The sequence below is a fragment of the Pseudoalteromonas sp. 19-MNA-CIBAN-0066 genome (assembly GCF_040308705.1).
Classification (GTDB): Bacteria; Pseudomonadota; Gammaproteobacteria; order Enterobacterales; family Alteromonadaceae; genus Pseudoalteromonas; species Pseudoalteromonas nigrifaciens.
This window is the reverse complement of record NZ_JBEONZ010000010.1, coordinates 24,360-42,040: the sequence shown is the minus strand read 5'-3', so window position 1 is coordinate 42,040 and position 17,681 is coordinate 24,360. Positions and strand designations below refer to the sequence as shown.

Sequence of the window (17,681 nt, the reverse complement as noted above, 5' to 3'; positions counted from 1 at the left end):
TTTTTTATCTTTTTAATTCAAAATCAATTAAGTCATTGGGCATTTGTTTTTTTTGCGTATAATTAATTTAACAATAAAAAGGGAATTATATGCTACAAGGAAAACTAAGAATAAATGGATTAATAAGCGCTTTTATGCTGTTTTTAATCAGTTTAATTATCTGTGTTTATTATACTTATAGCACCATTCGCAGTGATGTAATTAACACCCTCGATAATCGCCTTATTAATGCAGCCACCAGCGTTAAATATATTTTGGGCGATGACTATCACAGTAAAATAAATAAAACCCAAACTATTAGCTTTGCAACTTACGAAAGTAAAAGTAAGCAGCTTTCTGAGCTTGCACAAGCACTCGATATTGCTTATGTATATTCTATGGTGCTAATTAATGGCAAGGTTCATTTTAGCGCCTCTAGCTACACCCAAGAGGATCAAAATAGTGGTAAGGTAACCCAGTTTTTAGATTTATACCCAGAGGCAACTAAGGCTAATATTGGTGCCTTTTTATCTACTGAGCCTGTTTTTGAAATATCGAGTGATCAATGGGGCGACTTTAAAACTATTTTTATCCCGCATATTGATAAAAATGGCATTACATATTTAACTGCTGCCGATATAAGCCTTAAAACTATTAATAATAAGTTAGCGCAAAGCGCCTCAACATCGGCTGTTTTAGGCGGCTTTTTTTTAGTTGTTATTATATTGTTGCTAATTATGTATAACTTCGCGACTAAACGCGCCGCCATGAGAGACTCTGGTAGTGGTTTTGCTAATCATATTGCGCTTGAAAAACATTTTTTAAATACCCCTGTTCACCATATGCAAATGGCCATAATTTGGGTGAACGAAATTGAAAATATAAACCGCTTTTACGGTACTAAAGTGGGTGACAAAGTAATGAAAAAATTACTAATACACTTTAAAAAGCACAGCAATGTAAATTATCGTATTTATCGTGTAGCAACCAACAAACTGGTGTTACTAACCCCCAAAGAAACCCCATACGAAGAGCTAAGTAATTTAATCCAATCATATAATTTTAATACGCCATTTTTAACCAATCCCTTTATTTACATTACGTTATGTGCAGGTATTGCCCGAGGAAACAAGTCGTTACTGCTAAAAAATGCCCATATTGCGGCTTTACAGGCAAAACAAGGTAACCTTAGTGTTGTTAATTACTCTGAGGCTATAAATGACTCAAAGTCGCTGTATTTATATAATTTAGAAATAGCAAAAGAAGTACGTGAAGCGTTTGAGCAAAAGCGCGTTGTGCCCTATTTTCAGGCTGTTATTGATATAGAGTCTAAACAAACACTACACTACGAGTGCACGCCACGAATAGTGACTTCACAGGGCGAAATTTTAAAACCCGATGCATTTTCAAATACCGTAATACGCTTGCGTATGGATGGCTTATTAACCCGTACATTATTTTCACAGTGTCTTAGCCGCTTTCGTAAAACACAAATTAGCTGGAGTTTAAATATTACTATTGAAGATATATTAGACCCTAGCATAAATGAATACATTGCTTACGAGTTACAGCGCTATCCGCACCCTGAAAATATCACTTTAGTTTTATTTGAACCACAAGTTATCGCCAATTATTCAAGCGTAAGGGCATTTATAACTATGGTTAAAAGTAAGGGGATCAAGGTGATGATTAACAGTTTTGGCAATGACTTTGCAAATACACTCAATATTTTAAAATTGGAAATTGACGCAATAAAGTTAGATGGCATGCTAATAAAGCAAATAGTTAATGACGAGAACACGGCATTATTTGTTGATTACACAGCCAATTTTGCAAAGCAGCAAAATATTCAACTAATTGCCTCTATGGTAGAGAACAAAGCTATAGCTACGGCACTCAAAAAAGTAAATGTGACGCTAATGCAGGGTAATTTCATTGCCCATCCAGCGCCACATGTTAATCCATTATTTGAGCAGTAAAGTTAATCAACCCTGAGTTAAACTAATAATCAAGCGGTGGCTTTGTTGGCCACTAGCCCAGTACTTACGCTCAAATGGGGTAATTGCTTCATCTGCCCCATAAGCAGAAACCTGACAAACATTACCGGTTAGTTCAAGTGCTCTGGCAAATTCTTTAACGTAAATATCCCAGTTACTGCGTACTTCTAATTTACCGCCTAACTTTACAATAAACGGAAAAATAGCCGCGCCGTGCCAACGCCTACGAATATGTTTAGATTTAGGCCACGGATTGGGGTAAAGCAAATAATGGTGGCTAGGTTGCCAGTTTGCTGCCACGGCTAAACGCCAAAAGTCGTTTAAGTCTGCTTGCACCAAAATATACTGACCACTGTCGGTTTGTTTATACTCTACATCGTGTTTATCTAAGCGGTGCGACGATTTATCGATACCAATTACCAGCGCATCGGGATGGCGCTTAGCTAAATTAGCGGTGCTTTCTCCCACACCACAACACGAATCTAAAATGAGTGGGCCTTTAAACGCCTGTACTTTAGCATTCACCTCGTCAAACGCTTTTTGTGTATGCGCTGCTATTGGCTTTTTAAACTCTGCGTTTAAATGCTTGTTAACTATGTCATCCAGCTTTTCGTGAATACCCGCTTGGTTAGATACAATACTACGCGAATTTGCATCAGTCATTAGTGTCTTAGCCCCACACCTTTTTTAATTAATGTCAGCGCTAAGGTAAATAACGCGATAATAAATACTAAAATAACACCAACTGCCAAGCTTAAATCAACATCCGACACGCCTAAAAACCCATACCTAAACGCGTTAACCATATAAATAATAGGATTTACTTGTGATACGTTTTGCCAAAACTCAGGCAGTAATGTAATTGAATAAAACACCCCACCTAAATAAGTTAGCGGCGTTAAAATAAAGGTAGGAATAATACTAATATCGTCAAAGCTATTAGCATATATAGCATTTATTAAGCCGCCGAGTGCAAATACCGCAGAGGTTAAAATAACGGTAGCCATAATGATAAAAATATTATGAATTTGAATATCAACAAACAATAACGATACGCAGGTAACAATAAAGCCCACCATTATTCCGCGCGTCATGCCACCGCCCATATAGCCAAGCACAATAATGTAGTTTGGCACTGGGGCTACAAGTAGCTCTTCAATACTTTTTTGAAATTTAGTAGAGTAAAAACTTGAGGCTACATTAGAATAGGAGTTAGTAATAACCGACATCATTATCAGCCCAGGTACAATAAACTCCATATAACTAAAGCCACCCATATCACCAATACGTGAGCCTATTAAGTTACCAAAAATAACAAAATATAAACTCATGGTAATTGCTGGAGGCACTAAGGTTTGCACCCAAATACGTAAAAAACGAATACACTCTTTAATCCAAATACTTTTTAAAGCTACGCCATATTTAAACATTTATTTGCCCCGACCTTGTTCTAATAATCCAACAAATAACTCTTCTAATCTATTTGCTTTGTTACGCATACTCAACACGGTATTACCTTGCTCGGTTAGCGCACTAAATACAGCGTTTAAGCCTTGCGATTTAGCCACTTCAACTTCAATAGTATGCTCGTCGTCCATTGTAAATTTATAACCCTCTAGGGTAACTGGCTTAGCCGGTGTTTTTAAATCTAAAATAAAGGTTTCTTTATCAAGCTTAGATAACAGTGCTTTAATAGTGGTGTTTTCAACAATCAGGCCATTGTCTATTATGGCTATGTTTTTACACAATAACTCTGCTTCTTCTAAGTAATGAGTGGTTAAAATAATGGTGACGCCTTGCTCATTAATTTGGCGTAAAAAATCCCACATTGAGCGACGCAGCTCTATATCAACACCCGCTGTTGGCTCATCTAAAATCAGTAATTTAGGCTCATGCATAAGTGCGCGAGCAATCATTAAACGGCGTTTCATGCCACCTGAAAGCGTACGCGCTTGTTTATCTTTTTTATCCAGCAGCCCCAATTGGGTTAAATACTTTTCGGCGCGTTTATGTGCTTCGCCGCGTGGTACACCATAATAACCCGCTTGAGTTACTAATATTTGAGTTAGGGTTTCAAATTGGCTAAAGTTAAACTCTTGCGGCACTAAGCCTAAATGCGTTTTAGCGGCCTCTAGGTCGGTGTCTATGTCGCAACCAAACACCTCAACCTTACCTTTTGTTTTATTTACCAGTGATGAAATAACACCAATTGTGGTCGACTTACCCGCTCCATTAGGGCCAAGTAAGGCAAAAAAATCGCCCTCACGCACTTGTAAATCAATACCCTTTACAGCTTCAACCCCATTAGTATAAACCTTAGTAAGGCCTGCTATATTTAAAGCAATTTGTTGCTTACTCATGACTTGCCCTCACCATAACCCCAACGCTTTGTTAGGTTATGTTCAATGTTTAAATGATCTAAAATTCGCGCCACCATAAAATCAACTAAGTCGGCAATACTTTGCGGCTGATGATAAAAACCCGGCGACGCAGGCATAATAGTGACCCCTAAGCGTGAAAGCTTAAGCATGTTTTCCAGATGAATTTGATTAAACGGTGTTTCGCGTGGCACTAAAATAAGATGGCCACGCTCTTTAATTACCACATCGGCGGCGCGCTCTAGTAAGTTGTCAGATGCGCCAACAGCAATAGCCGAAACCGTGCCCGCGCTACAAGGGCACACTATCATTTTTTTAGGGGCAGCTGATCCTGAGGCTACCGGGCTAAACCAGTTGTCTTTACCATATACTTTTAGCTGTTCTGGCTTGGCGTTATATAGCGCACTTAATTGCTCACTGGCTTTGGTTTCATTACCTGAGAGCTTAATACCAGATTCAATATCAAATACCACTCGCGCTGCACTTGAAATAAGCACATACACCTGAAATTGCTGCTCTATTAATACCTCTAATAATCTCAAGCCATAAGGCGCACCCGACGCGCCACTAAATGCTAAGGTAATTGTGTCTTTAAATTGCAAATTATTCTCCGCTGTATTTATTAGCCAGTGCATCGACTAGTTGCTGATGCAGGCCATTAAAACTACCATTGCTCATTATTAAAATATGTTGATTAGCTGCTATATTATCAAGTACGGTATCAATAATTACCTGGGTACTGGTAAAACACTGCATACCGGCTGTAGCCGCTTGTTCGCTCAGCGACCAGCTTAGGTTTTCTGGCTCAAAAAGCAGTACCTCATCGGCATCACTCAACGAGGCAAGCAATGTATGTTGATGCACGCCCATTTTCATGGTGTTTGATCGCGGCTCTAAAATAGCAATTATTTTATCACTGCCTACTTTAGCGCGCAGCCCTGCTAATGTGGTTTGAATAGCCGTTGGATGATGTGCAAAATCGTCATACACTTTTATATTATTAATATCGGCTTTGAGCTCCATGCGTCGTTTAGGGCTAATAAACTCGCCAAGTGCCGCTATACTATGCTCAACGGCAATGCCCACATGACGCGCAGCTGCGATTGCCATAATAGCATTTTTAACGTTGTGCTCACCCATTGCCTGCCAATTAACGGTGCCTTGTTTTTCATTATTTAAAAACACTTTAAACTCACTGCCATCGGCTTTTATTAGTTCATAATTCCAATCAATACCCAAGGTTTCACTTTCGCTCCATAGTCCTTGAGTTATTACATCACTAAGTGCTTGATCATCCTTTGGCCAAATAACTTTGCCACTTTGTGGTACTGTACGTATTAAATGATGAAATTGTTTTTTAATCGCGTTTAAATCTTCAAAAATATCGGCATGATCAAACTCAAGATTATTTAAAATAAGTGTTCGCGGTAAATAATGCACAAACTTACTGCGCTTATCAAAAAATGCAGTGTCGTATTCGTCTGCTTCAATAACAAAAAAGGGGGTTTCGCCTACTTTGGCCGACACGCCAAAATTTTGTACTATGCCGCCAATTAAAAAGCCCGGTTTTAAACCCGCATACTCTAAAATCCATGCAAGCATACTCGCTGTGGTGGTTTTACCATGTGTACCAGCAACAGCAAGTACCCATGAATTTTGTAATAAGTTATGTTTTAGCCATTCAGGCCCAGATGTATAAGGCAGACCTTTATCAAGTACATATTCAACACATGGATTGCCTCGGCTCATAGCATTGCCAATAACCACCATGTCTGGCGCTGGCTCTAATTGGGTTACCTCGTAGCCTTGGGTTAACTCAATTCCGAGATCTTCAAGCTGCGTGCTCATAGGTGGATAAACGTTTTGATCAGACCCAGTTACTTTATGGCCAAGCGATTTAGCAATCGCAGCTATTCCACCCATAAAGGTGCCACAAATACCTAAAATATGAATATGCATCTACTTTCCTTTAATCGTGTGCTTACTTTGCACAACAGCAAAGTTTAATGGCGCTATAATGCCAAAATTCGTGCTTCGTTACCATTGCGCATGCGCATTTCACTGTTGCCAAAAACGCCTAAGTAACTTAATAATTAAGCCACTAACGTTAAAAGTATCACTGACAAAAAAGCCTTCCACACTAGGAAGGCTTTTAAACGCTTAAATTAAACGAGTTAAAATATTAATTACAGCGTTAAAAATACAATTAACCCGACCCCTAGCAATAATCGGTAAATAACAAATGGCAACATTCCCATGCGTTCTATTACTTTTAAAAACATATAAATACAGGCATAAGCCGATAAGAATGACAACACAACACCTAATAACAAGGTGTTCCAGTCAACTAGATGATCCCCTAGTGCAAGCTCAACGGTATAGTAAAGGCCCATCATAGAAATGATAGGTATTGCCAGTAAAAACGAAAAGCGTGCAGCACTTTGTTTATTCATGCCAAGCATTAAACCCGCAGTCATAGTAATACCTGAACGTGACGTGCCTGGGATCATCGCAACGGCCTGTGCTAGGCCTATAATAAGCGCGGTTTTCCAATTTAGCTGATAAATCGTTTTAGTTTGCTTACCTTTTGCATCCGCATACCAAAGCAATAAACCAAATATAATGGTGGTAACCGCGATCACCCATGCGCTACGCAAATAAAGCTCTATCATATCTTTTAAAAGCAAACCTAAAATAGCGGCTGGAATTGTGCCTAAAATTATCCACCAGCCTAATTTACTGTCATCGGTGCTACCTTGCGCACCAAACGACTTAAACCATGCACTAAGTATGCTGCTTACTTCTTTACGAAAATAAATCACTACTGCAATTAAAGTACCTACATGTACTGCAACATCAAATGCTAACCCTTGATCTTCCCAGCCCAATATTTGCGATGGTAAAATTAAGTGCGCAGAGCTAGAAATAGGCAAAAATTCAGTAAATCCCTGAATAAGAGCTAAAACAATAATTTCAATAATACTCATGGGTTAGAAAACTCCACTTTCCATAGTTTTTGTTGAGGGTTGTTGTACTCGCGCCAAAGCTCGGCAATGGTTTGCTGTGCAACAGGGTGATAAAAATGTGGAGCTACTTCAGCTAGAGGCTGTAATACAAAGGCGTTTTTTGTAATTTCGTCACGTGGTAACTGTGCGGGAGAGTCGCAAATTACATCATCATAAAATAGTAAATCTAAATCGAGGGTCCGCGGGCTAAACTTTTTATCGTTTGCAGTACGACCATTATTGCGCTCAATTTGCTTTAGTAAGCTACATACATTTGCTAATGGCATATCGGTTGTAGCACCAACCACCGAGTTATAAAAGTTATTACCAGCAAATCCAACCGCTTCACTTTCAAATACTGAAGAATGCACTAAGTCGTTAAAGTGCGGCTTAAGCGCTATGAGCGCGCAGCGCATATAATGCGCTTTATTAATATTTGACCCTAAACTAATATAAATTTGCGCCATTTAAATACTTGCCTTAGTACGCGTAATTTCAACACCCACAGTTTGCGCCTGAGCAACGGCTGCAGGTTTACTTACTCGAATAGTAACTTGTGGGGTATTAAACTCAGTCAAAATTATATGCGCTAATTGCTCAACTAAGGTTTCGAGCAGCTCTACCGGCTTTGCCGTACTGTGCTCAATAATCCGCTCACTTACTTTTGCATAATCGAGTGCTAAATTAATATCATCGTTTGCAGCTGCAGGTTTAATATCACTTAACATTTCAACGTCAAAGTAAAGGCTTTGTTTACTTTTTTTTTCAAAGTCGTACACTCCAATAATAGTGTCGACGTGTAATTGCGATATAAATACCTTGTCCATTAATGCTCCTAATGACAGTAACAAGCCACTGAGTTAACTGCATAATGTATCAATTAAATTAATACTGTATATACTTTAAGCAGTGTTTAAATACATATAAATTACTTCTACAATAACAAGGTAGCTATACTAGTTAGTAATTAAAGCAGTTTATAAATTTTGACGTCAATAATAGCCGAAAAAGTACAATTAAAAAATAAGGAAGCACGTGTTAGCCACTTTAATGTTTATTTTAGCCTATTTACTTGGGTCGATTTCGTCGGCCATACTCGTCTCGCGGTTATTTAAACTCCCCGATCCGCGTAGTAATGGCTCTAATAATCCAGGGGCAACTAATGTTTATCGGCTGGGGGGCGCACTACCCGCTTGTTTAGTACTGGTATTTGATATTTTAAAAGGCACTATTCCCGTTTGGGGGGCTTACTTTTTAGATCTTGAGCCGCTTGCGCTTGGTTTAGTCGCTGTGGCTGCCTGTTTAGGGCACATGTTCCCGTTATTTTTTGGTTTTAAAGGAGGTAAAGCGGTAGCCACTGCTTTTGGGTCTTTATTACCTATAGGGCTATCTCTGGCGGGTTTGTTAATTTGTACTTGGTTTATTATGGTAGCAATAACGCGCTATTCTTCTCTTGCTGCCTTAGTTGCGGTTTCGCTTGCACCTTTATACACTTGGTTAATAAAGCCACTTTATACGCTACCCGTTACCTTTATTACGGTACTAATTATTTTTAGGCATCGCTCTAATATCGCACGGTTATTTAGTGGTGACGAGCCAAAAGTGGGCGCTAAAAAAGCACCCACTGATGAAAAAAGCGATATTTAACTGCTATTAAATGGCTTCTAGACTGTCGATTGGCCAGCGTGGTTTAGTTTTCATATCAAGGGTAGCAAATTGCCCTGCTTTTAATCTTTGCATCCCTGCGTACGCAATCATAGCGCCATTGTCGGTACAAAATTCGGTACGCGGATAATACACTTGCCCTTTCATACCTTGCATCACACGCTCTAACTGCAAACGTAACTGCGTATTAGCACTTACACCACCAGCAATTACTAACCGTTTTATACCTGTTTGCTTAAGTGCACGTTTGCATTTTATTACCAAGGTATCGATAACCGCGGTTTGAAATGCATGCGCTATATCGGCTTTAGTTTGCTCGTCATCATTGTTTTCACGAATAGTGATAGACGCTGCTGTTTTTAAACCGCTAAAACTAAAATCTAGACCAGGCTTGTCTGTCATCGGACGTGGAAATATAAATCGCTTAGCCACCCCCTGCTCTGCCATTTTAGCTAAACGTGGGCCACCGGGGTAATCAAGTCCTAGTAATTTTGCTGTTTTATCAAATGCTTCGCCTGCTGCATCATCAACCGACTCACCCAGCACTTCATATTGGCCAATACCGGCTACTTTAACCATCATGGTGTGTCCGCCCGATACTAGCAAAGCAATAAACGGAAACTCAGGAACATTTTCCTCAAGCATCGGCGCTAATAAATGCCCTTCCATATGATGCACTGCTACTGCGGGAATATCCCAACCATAAGCAAGAGAGCGACCAATTGAGGTGCCAACTAGAAGTGCGCCAACTAAACCTGGGCCTGCTGTATACGCAACGCCATCTAAATCTTCAGGGCCGCAACCCGCTTGTGCAAATGCAGCGTCGATAAGGGGCAGTGTTTTACGTACATGATCCCGTGATGCCAGCTCTGGCACTACACCGCCATAATCTGCGTGTACTTTTACTTGGCTATATAATTGATGCGCCAATAAACCTTTTTCGTCATCGTATATAGCAATACCGGTTTCATCGCATGACGATTCAATGCCCAAAATTCGCACTGTTTTTCTCCTGCCACCTATTTAGGTGCTTTTTAAACTAAATTATTTACGTTTTATAATGTTAAACCAATATTGGTTTGCCCATCTGCAAGCACATGTTTTTTAAGTTCTTTAACATTATCAGAGGTCACACGGCCCATGGCTTCTACAAAGTCAATTAGCTCGCCTAATACATCCATTTCGTATTGCATTAGAGGGTGTTCGCGTATTGCTTTGTTATCGGCAACTTCACCTTCAACCGTCATTTGATATTCAATAAAGCGGGCAACCGTTGCTTGCGATATTTTACTTATATTTATGAGCTCTTGCTCATCTTGCGCCATTAAACCATGCATAAGGCTTAATAATGCGGTCGCGGCATCAATTGCCGGATACGTACCAAACATATCAAAGTCAGCTAGCTCAGGCACATTGGGTTCTATTTTTTCGATTTGCTTTTCAAGATCAATCTTACTTTTTGGTAGCAGTATTTTTTCCCAGCACACATTCAAAGCACTGCGTAAAACAGTTTCGTCACCAAACCCTGTTGCTTCACTAAATAGGCCATAGTTAGGTAGCATACGCTCAATTAAGGCACTGGCTAACACTGCTTTTTGTAAGTAGTTTAGCTCTCTAATACGCTGAAAGTTATTTGCTTTTGTCATTTTTTAACGTCTCGCATGACCAACAAAATTCAAATGTTGATCCATTATGCTCATTACAATTAGGACACACCCAATCTGGAGCTGATTGTTTTACTTGCTGGTAGTTTACCAATATTTGTCGCGCATGGCGCTCTTTTATCGCATAAACCTGCACACTGGCTTGAGCCTGATCAAACGGTATTTCTCCCAAAGCTCCTTGCAGCATTTCACCTTTAATTTGACACTCTATGCCATCATTTAAAATTAAGCCTTTAATTATATTCGCTTCTAAACTATTTTCAGCGCGATATATTGTGATCCATGCGAAAGGGTCAACGGTTAAGTTATCACTATTAGTATTTTGCAATTTTCACCTCATTTATTTGTGTTTACAATGCCTTTCATTAATGTGTTAATTCATAAACTAGCCAGCTTGCAGGAATAAATATGACACTTACAACTCCAGGATTACTTTTTCCGGCTATTTCATTGTTACTACTTGCCTATACAAACCGATTTTTAGTAATAGCGCAATTAATTAGAGGATTAAACGCCCGTGAAGGTGAATCAATTCGCCCGGTTGTTGTTGCGCAAATAACCAATTTAAGAAAGCGTATAAAACTTATAAGAACCATGCAGGTATATGGAGTTGTATCTTTTTTACTATGCACACTTTCCATGTTTGCGTTATTTATAGAGCTCAATACTACTGGAATTATTTTATTTGGCGTTAGTCTTACTTGCTTAAGTTTATCGTTATTAACTTCGTTATTTGAAATTCATATTTCTTGCGATGCAATTGAAATAGAACTGCAAAGCATTGAAAATAAACCATTGAGCAACCGGGTTAGTCGTAACTTTGTTGAATAAAAGCTTATAGTTTCAAATAATAATTTTTGCACAGTGGTTTATTAACCCTTAAGGCAAAGCTACTTTATATGTTACTTGCATAATAAAAGCTTAAAACACATAACAAACTATTAGTTATTAACCTAAAGGATAATACTATTTAACAATTTCACTCTTTAATTAATACTAAAAGAGGGATATGCTGATTGAAATTTATTATAAATTTACAATCGCATTTAAATATTACTTATTAATTTTAATAGATTAATAAGTAATATTACTATGTTCGCGTATATGCGACTTACTTATAAAAAGGGACTATAAAGTGAGATTTGAACAACTGGAACAATTCATAGCACTTGGCATGTTACGCCACTTCAGACAAGCCGCAGAACAAACTAAAATAAGCACGTCGGCGCTTACACGTAGCATTCAAACTCTTGAAGAAGAAATAGGCTACGAGTTAGTTAAACGCTCTACTCGCTCGGTACACCTTACCGATGCTGGTGAACTTTTTCTTGATTATGCTAAAAATACGCTTAGTGAGTTGGCATTAACTAAGCAGCGTATTTTTCAATCTATTAATGGCACTATTGAAAAAAAGCTAATTATTGGCTACACCAACAAAGCAAGTAGTGTTGTACCTATTTCGTGTGGGCAATTTTTAAATCAATATCCGCATATTAAAATTGAAATGCAACTCCAAGATAAACAAGAACTTTCGCGTAAACTGCAACAGGGCGAAATAGATATTAGTGTTTATTCGCAAGCCATTAATAGCATTGGTAGTGATATTCACTTACCTGATCAGCTAATTTTATTTGTTTCTAAAAACCACCCTCTTGCGCATAAAGCCGACATTAGCAAACAAGAGCTAGATCACTACCCTATGTTTGGTTGTTTTTCACAATCTAAACCCGTACAACTTATGCTTAATGAAGCCATTGATGGATTAAACAAATCATCTAGCATTAAAGTTGGCAGCATAGAGCAAGTAATGGCAGGTCTTGAAAAGTCAGATCATTTTGCAATAGCAGGCATTGAGCACACCAATGCTATTGCTGAAAATAGTAATCTTATTCAGTTAAAAACCAATAAAGACCTAAGCCGTGAGCAACTTATAGTACAAACGAGTCAAAAAATTGAAGTGGGTGAGCATATAGAGCACCTGTTATCACTGATAAAAAAAATGGCTATGACGGTAAATTAATAAATAAAATAAGTGCCTTTAAACATATAAATGATGGCTATTAAGTTGCTTTGCACTAGACTAGCTGCTCTTTATTTTAATAATTAGTATCAATGGGCAACTTTATTACCTCAGAAATATATTTAGATCATATTGAAGCTTATGGTTACGCTATTGTTGAAAACGCCATTGATGAAGGCTTAATGTCTGATTTAATGGCCGATTGTTACCGGATAAACCCGCACTTTAGCTTAGCTGGAATTGGCCGCTTAAATAATCAGCAAATTGATAGCACTATTCGCAAAGACAAAACATACTGGTTTGATGGCAGTTCGCAAGCCCAAAAAAATTATCAAACTGCGATGGAAGGCATTAGAACAACACTTAACCGGTGTTTTTTTATGGGGTTATTTGATTATGAATGCCACTACGCAAAATATACTTTAGGTGATTTTTATAAAAAGCATGTTGATGCTTTTAAAGGTCGTTCTAACCGTGTTTTTACCACCGTTTTATACTTAAACACGCCACAGCAAGGCGGCGAGTTAGTTATTTATAAACCTAAAAGTAAAGACATTGAAATTACTATTAGGCCAACAGCTGGCACCTTAGTATTATTTGAAAGCGAACGCTTTGTTCATGAAGTGCTACCTGCGGTTGATGAACGCTACTCGATTGCTGGTTGGTTCAGAAAAAACACGTCAATCAGTGGCATTATTGATCCACCCCGCTAACAATACTCTACCCTGTTATTAAAGTGCGACAGGGTAGGAAAACAATAAGCCGATAAAAAAGGCTAATCCTACATAATGATTGTTTAAAAACGCTTTAAAACAATCGGTGCGTGCGCGTTGTTGAATAAGCACTTGTTGGTAAACTAACAATACAATAGCAACACTAAGACCAAGCCAATAACTCAGCCCAATATTATTAAGTGCTCCTATAGCGAGCATTAACGCTATAAAGGCTAAATTAAGTAACCCTATAATGTGACGATCGTATTTACCAAATAAAATAGCGGTAGATTTAACCCCTATTTTTAAGTCATCATCTCTGTCGACCATGGCATACATAGTGTCGTAGGCTACCGTCCAGCAAATATTAGCAATAAATAACAGCCAAGCCTGTATAGGAAGTGCATTAATTGACGCCATAAAAGCCATAGGAATAGCCCAACCAAATGCTGCGCCTAACACCACTTGCGGTAATTGTGTATAACGCTTCATAAACGGGTAACAAAACGCTAAAGCAAGTGCACCAAAAGAGAGTAATATTGTATTTACACTAAGCATTAACACCAGTAAAAATGCGACTGTTATTAATAATATAAACAAACTAATCGCTTCACCACTACTAACCTGTCCTGAAACTAATGGCCGCTGCATTGTACGTTTAACCGAACCATCTATTTTTCTGTCGGCAAAATCATTAATAACGCATCCGGCGCTGCGCATTATCACAACACCCAGCGTAAATACTATAAAGTTAGTTAAACTTGGCATTCCTGCATTTGCTAACCACAGCGCCCAATATGTTGGCCAAAGTAATAGTAAAGTACCTATTGGTTTATCTATACGCATGAGCGCAATATAATAAGGAATATGGCTTGGGGTTAAACGCGCTAATTTCATGAGTACAAATACGCTCCTGGTAAAAACACTTCACACACTAAAAATTTATAGTCTTTAAGCGAAAATAGACTGCGACGGCCAAGTAAACTTTGCGATGGTAACTTTAATTGTGCAACAAGCTGTTGTAATGAATGCTGGGTATTAAAGCGCGCAATTTCTATATCTGTGCGGGTTAATTGTGGATCTTGAAAAATCACATCGCCTAATGGTCGCTCCCCCATATTATGTAATTTATTATTTGCGGCGTTAACACTTGCTGGCAACCAGCTTTGCGCATATACAACCGGTTTATTGTCGCAAAGTAAAAGTACCTCACGGTTAAGCGCAGTAGTTTGCGTACAGCCTAATAATTGTTGTTGCTCTGCACTAAGCTCAAACTCTTGCTCACTAAGTACTTTTACACTAAAACACTGTGAGCGACTTTTTAATTTGGCTGTTAATGAATGCGGTTCAAATAACCACTCTTGCTCTGCACTCGATAAATCACTAAACAGTGAGGCACATTGCCAATCGGCAGATAATGAAACAGGGAAAGTAATCACAATTGCTCTACTTAATAAAAATCAGTTGAATAATAACATTGCCAAAGCATTTGAAAAAGTACGATTTACTGCCACTAATAGTTGCTCTGCGCTGTATATTAGGCACTATAAGGTATAGACTATTTACAACACGTTTATAAAAAACAGCATTTAACATGAAAAAAACAGTATTCGCCGGCCTTTTTGTACTTATCGCAAGTTTAGTAAGCTTAACCGCACGAGCAGATTCGACTGTGGGTTACTTTGGTTTTGAGCCAGACATTATTACCAACTATATTGGCGCATCGAGTAAAAAAATGGGCTATGTGCGCATTACTATCGATTTAATGCTTAATAACGCATCAGATATTGCAACCGTAGAGCACCATACGCCATTGCTGCGCGACGCCTTAGTTGAAATTTTATCTAAAGAACCTGAAGATAAAATAAAATCGCTCAGTGGGCGTGAAGAAATAAGAGTAAAAAGTGCAGCAAAACTTAAAAGCTTATTAAAAGAAGAAACGGGACAAGAGATCATCCGTGAAGTCTTGTTCACCAAGTATTTATATCATTAATTGTGGCTTTTAGTTTTTAATATAGACGTGGTAACGGCGTAAGCCATACCGCTAATTAACCCGCCTAAATGCGCCCAATTAGCCATCCCTATAAACAACACATCCGCAAAACCGAGCACCAACCAAATTAGCATAAAACCAATAATTGCAGTGCTTACTAATGCAGGTTGTTTAGGGTTTAAGGCGCTGTGGATCCAGCAAAAGCCAAGTAGCGCGTATACCACGCCACTTAGGCCACCAAAGTTAGGGCCAACCATTAAATATTGTGCCCAATTGCTGATTAAGGCGCTTACCACAAACAGCCCGATTAAGCTGAGCTTGCCACATTGTTTTTCGATATTATCGCCAAGCGACACCCACCAAACTAAGTTAAATACAATATGCATGGCGCTAAAGTGCACTATAGCAGGGGTAATCCACGTTAATGGCTCGGCAGGATTAAACTGCAACGTGGTATATATTGTTTCAAATCCACCCAATAAAAATGCAATATAAATAACAACACTTAAAATGCTAACCGTTTGATTAAGCCAGCTAAGCGCTTTAAATCGCGCCACTAAATTCAGCGATTGCCCTTGATACTTAAGCGGTGATTGCGTGCTTCCAACTTCCCAAGATGCTTGCTGGTAGCGGGCATGATTAGGATTTTGCGTAAACTCAGCCCAAAGCGGTTGCACTTGATGAAAGTGCTCAGGTAAAACGCTAATAATTACTGTGCTACCATCTGTTGAGCGTAACTCGCCTTGCAAGCCTTGGCTTTTTAAATAGTCTATAAAGCCTTGTGCAGCACGCGGATTATTTAAACTGCCAAGCTCTATCATCGTTCAACTTTCTCGCTGTAGGCCGCTTCCCATGCTGTAAAACCACCATCCATACTGTACACATCTTCAAAACCTTGCTCCACTAAGTAGCTTGCTGCGCCTTGCGAGCTCATACCGTGATAACAAACAATAATTATTGGCTGATCAAACTCTTTTTCCATCATAAAATGTGCAATGTTAGCGTTCGAAAGCGCTTCAGAACCTGGAATATGCCCCGCTTGATATGAATTTGGATCGCGGATGTCTGCAATTACCACGTCTTCTTTATCTAATAATTCAAGAGTTTGTGCTATTGATATATGTTTAAATGCCATTGAAATCTCTTTTAAAAATAATTAAATCAATAAAAAAGGCGACTCAAGCCGCCCTTTTAATACCATTTATAAAACCGTATTAAACTAAATTAATCCCAGTTTAGTATCACTTTGCCTGATTGTCCTGAAATCATCATATCAAAACCAGCTTGAAAGTCGTCTATTGAATATTGATGAGTGATAATTGGGTTTAAGTCTAAACCTGATTGAATAAGACTTGCCATTTTATACCAGGTTTCGAACATTTCACGGCCATAAATACCTTTGATCACTAAGCCTTTAAAAATAACTTGGTTCCAGTCTACCGCCATATCTGATGGTGGAATACCTAGCATGGCAACTTTACCGCCATGGTTCATATTATTTAGCATAGAATTAAAAGCACTTGGTACACCCGACATTTCAAGACCAATATCGAAGCCTTCAGTCATACCTAGCTCTTTTATTACATCTTCAAGCTTTTCGTTGGCTACGTTAACAGCGCGTGTTGCACCCATTTTGCGTGCTAGCTCTAAGCGGTATTCGTTTACATCGCTAATAACTACGTGACGTGCGCCTACGTGCTTTGCCACTGCTGCTGCCATAATACCAATGGGGCCTGCACCAGTAATTAATACATCTTCGCCGACTAAATCAAACGACAGCGCGGTATGTACGGCATTACCAAAAGGATCAAAAATTGATGCTAATTCGTCTGAAATATTATCAGGAATTTTAAACGCATTAAACGCTGGTATAACTAAGTATTCAGCAAATGCACCTTCGCGATTTACGCCTACACCTGTGGTGTTACGACATAAATGTACGCGCCCTGCACGACAGTTACGACAATGGCCACACGTGATATGGCCTTCGCCAGATACTCGGTCGCCAACCTTAAAACCACGTACTTCTTGGCCCATATCGACCACTTCGCCAACATACTCATGGCCAACAACCATAGGTGTAGGAATAGTTTTTTGCGCCCACTCGTCCCACTTATAAATATGAACGTCGGTGCCACAAATTGCAGTTTTACGAATTTTAATTAGCAGGTCGTTATGGCCAACTTCTGGTTTTGGCGCATCTGTCATCCAAATACCCGGTTCTGCTTTTAATTTAGATAATGCTTTCATAATTCACACTCAACTAA

At 38.8% G+C, this 17,681-nt stretch carries 22 protein-coding genes; 6 read left to right on the top strand and 16 right to left on the bottom strand.

Features of this window, described 5'->3' with window-relative positions; translation table 11 throughout:
* Positions 1-89 precede the first annotated feature (89 nt).
* On the top strand, positions 90-1,958 hold the full coding sequence (locus AAEZ18_RS08225) for a GGDEF domain-containing protein (protein WP_350549747.1): 1,869 nt from the start codon (positions 90-92) through the stop codon (positions 1,956-1,958).
* A gap of 6 nt (positions 1,959-1,964) precedes the next feature.
* Here the strand turns inward: AAEZ18_RS08225 and trmB are convergent, their stop codons facing one another.
* The 8 genes from trmB to folB all read right to left on the bottom strand — a co-directional run bounded on the left by trmB (position 1,965) and on the right by folB (position 8,186).
* Positions 1,965-2,639, bottom strand: coding sequence for a tRNA (guanine(46)-N(7))-methyltransferase TrmB (trmB, locus tag AAEZ18_RS08220; protein WP_350549750.1), 675 nt, complete (start codon positions 2,637-2,639; stop codon positions 1,965-1,967).
* Positions 2,639-3,406, bottom strand: a complete 768-nt coding sequence (locus tag AAEZ18_RS08215; RefSeq protein WP_350549753.1) for an ABC transporter permease — start codon at positions 3,404-3,406, stop codon at positions 2,639-2,641. Before AAEZ18_RS08215 ends, trmB begins: the two co-directional genes overlap by 1 nt.
* Positions 3,407-4,336 (bottom strand): ABC transporter ATP-binding protein, encoded by a 930-nt coding sequence (locus AAEZ18_RS08210; RefSeq protein WP_208834297.1) that lies wholly within the window; start codon positions 4,334-4,336, stop codon positions 3,407-3,409. It abuts the gene before it with no gap.
* Complete coding sequence (locus AAEZ18_RS08205) at positions 4,333-4,956, bottom strand: flavin prenyltransferase UbiX (RefSeq protein ID WP_041454762.1); 624 nt, start codon at positions 4,954-4,956, stop codon at positions 4,333-4,335. Before AAEZ18_RS08205 ends, AAEZ18_RS08210 begins: the two co-directional genes overlap by 4 nt.
* A 1-nt stretch (position 4,957) precedes the next feature.
* On the bottom strand, positions 4,958-6,313 hold the full coding sequence (gene mpl / locus AAEZ18_RS08200) for a UDP-N-acetylmuramate:L-alanyl-gamma-D-glutamyl-meso-diaminopimelate ligase (protein WP_086993990.1): 1,356 nt from the start codon (positions 6,311-6,313) through the stop codon (positions 4,958-4,960).
* A 227-nt stretch (positions 6,314-6,540) separates the two neighbouring features.
* The gene (locus AAEZ18_RS08195) at positions 6,541-7,341 is read right to left on the bottom strand and encodes an undecaprenyl-diphosphate phosphatase (protein WP_350549757.1); all 801 of its coding nucleotides are present in this window, start codon (positions 7,339-7,341) and stop codon (positions 6,541-6,543) included.
* On the bottom strand, positions 7,338-7,826 hold the full coding sequence (gene folK / locus AAEZ18_RS08190; RefSeq protein ID WP_182677866.1) for a 2-amino-4-hydroxy-6-hydroxymethyldihydropteridine diphosphokinase: 489 nt from the start codon (positions 7,824-7,826) through the stop codon (positions 7,338-7,340). The genes AAEZ18_RS08195 and folK overlap by 4 nt, the downstream gene beginning before the upstream one ends.
* Positions 7,827-8,186, bottom strand: coding sequence for a dihydroneopterin aldolase (gene folB / locus AAEZ18_RS08185; protein ID WP_350549760.1), 360 nt, complete (start codon positions 8,184-8,186; stop codon positions 7,827-7,829).
* A 208-nt stretch (positions 8,187-8,394) separates the two neighbouring features.
* Here folB and plsY point away from each other — a divergent pair, with 208 nt between their 5' ends.
* Entirely contained in the window at positions 8,395-9,006 is a 612-nt protein-coding gene (plsY, locus tag AAEZ18_RS08180) for a glycerol-3-phosphate 1-O-acyltransferase PlsY (protein ID WP_058373966.1), read from the top strand.
* 6 nt (positions 9,007-9,012) lie between these two features.
* Here plsY and tsaD read toward each other — a convergent pair whose 3' ends face one another.
* Genes tsaD through AAEZ18_RS08165 form a run of 3 tightly spaced genes read right to left on the bottom strand, consistent with a single transcriptional unit; the run spans position 9,013 to position 11,016 of the window.
* On the bottom strand, positions 9,013-10,026 hold the full coding sequence (gene tsaD, locus AAEZ18_RS08175; protein ID WP_011328961.1) for a tRNA (adenosine(37)-N6)-threonylcarbamoyltransferase complex transferase subunit TsaD: 1,014 nt from the start codon (positions 10,024-10,026) through the stop codon (positions 9,013-9,015).
* A gap of 53 nt (positions 10,027-10,079) precedes the next feature.
* A complete protein-coding gene (locus tag AAEZ18_RS08170) occupies positions 10,080-10,670 on the bottom strand; it encodes a YjaG family protein (protein ID WP_011328962.1) in 591 nt (196 codons plus the stop codon).
* Positions 10,654-11,016, bottom strand: coding sequence for a putative signal transducing protein (locus tag AAEZ18_RS08165; RefSeq protein WP_208834294.1), 363 nt, complete (start codon positions 11,014-11,016; stop codon positions 10,654-10,656). Before AAEZ18_RS08165 ends, AAEZ18_RS08170 begins: the two co-directional genes overlap by 17 nt.
* Positions 11,017-11,096: 80 nt before the next feature.
* Between AAEZ18_RS08165 and AAEZ18_RS08160 the strand changes: the two genes are divergently transcribed.
* The 3 genes from AAEZ18_RS08160 (at position 11,097) to AAEZ18_RS08150 (ending at position 13,421) form a co-directional block, all read left to right on the top strand.
* Positions 11,097-11,519 carry a DUF2721 domain-containing protein gene (locus tag AAEZ18_RS08160; RefSeq protein ID WP_011328964.1) on the top strand — a complete coding sequence of 141 codons (423 nt, stop codon included), beginning with the start codon at positions 11,097-11,099 and terminating at the stop codon, positions 11,517-11,519.
* Positions 11,520-11,823: 304 nt separating this feature from the next.
* Positions 11,824-12,708, top strand: a complete 885-nt coding sequence (locus AAEZ18_RS08155) for a LysR family transcriptional regulator (RefSeq protein ID WP_041454528.1) — start codon at positions 11,824-11,826, stop codon at positions 12,706-12,708.
* 92 nt (positions 12,709-12,800) lie between these two features.
* Positions 12,801-13,421 (top strand): 2OG-Fe(II) oxygenase, encoded by a 621-nt coding sequence (locus tag AAEZ18_RS08150; protein ID WP_041454529.1) that lies wholly within the window; start codon positions 12,801-12,803, stop codon positions 13,419-13,421.
* Between the two features lie 18 nt (positions 13,422-13,439).
* On the opposite strand, the gene ubiA is transcribed toward AAEZ18_RS08150, so the two are convergent.
* The gene (ubiA, locus tag AAEZ18_RS08145) at positions 13,440-14,318 is read right to left on the bottom strand and encodes a 4-hydroxybenzoate octaprenyltransferase (protein WP_350594395.1); all 879 of its coding nucleotides are present in this window, start codon (positions 14,316-14,318) and stop codon (positions 13,440-13,442) included.
* Positions 14,315-14,860, bottom strand: a complete 546-nt coding sequence (locus tag AAEZ18_RS08140; protein WP_011328968.1) for a chorismate--pyruvate lyase family protein — start codon at positions 14,858-14,860, stop codon at positions 14,315-14,317. The genes ubiA and AAEZ18_RS08140 overlap by 4 nt, the downstream gene beginning before the upstream one ends.
* A gap of 155 nt (positions 14,861-15,015) precedes the next feature.
* Between AAEZ18_RS08140 and AAEZ18_RS08135 the strand changes: the two genes are divergently transcribed.
* On the top strand, positions 15,016-15,414 hold the full coding sequence (locus AAEZ18_RS08135) for a flagellar basal body-associated protein FliL (protein WP_011328969.1): 399 nt from the start codon (positions 15,016-15,018) through the stop codon (positions 15,412-15,414).
* On the opposite strand, the gene glpG is transcribed toward AAEZ18_RS08135, so the two are convergent.
* The 3 genes from glpG to tdh form a co-directional block, all read right to left on the bottom strand.
* Positions 15,411-16,235: a rhomboid family intramembrane serine protease GlpG gene (gene glpG, locus AAEZ18_RS08130; RefSeq protein ID WP_350594392.1), complete on the bottom strand. Its 825-nt coding sequence runs from the start codon at positions 16,233-16,235 to the stop codon at positions 15,411-15,413. The genes AAEZ18_RS08135 and glpG overlap by 4 nt on opposite strands.
* Complete coding sequence (gene glpE, locus AAEZ18_RS08125; RefSeq protein ID WP_011328971.1) at positions 16,232-16,549, bottom strand: thiosulfate sulfurtransferase GlpE; 318 nt, start codon at positions 16,547-16,549, stop codon at positions 16,232-16,234. The genes glpG and glpE overlap by 4 nt, the downstream gene beginning before the upstream one ends.
* 89 nt (positions 16,550-16,638) lie before the next feature.
* Entirely contained in the window at positions 16,639-17,664 is a 1,026-nt protein-coding gene (tdh, locus tag AAEZ18_RS08120) for an L-threonine 3-dehydrogenase (RefSeq protein ID WP_011328972.1), read from the bottom strand.
* Positions 17,665-17,681: the final 17 nt, after the last annotated feature.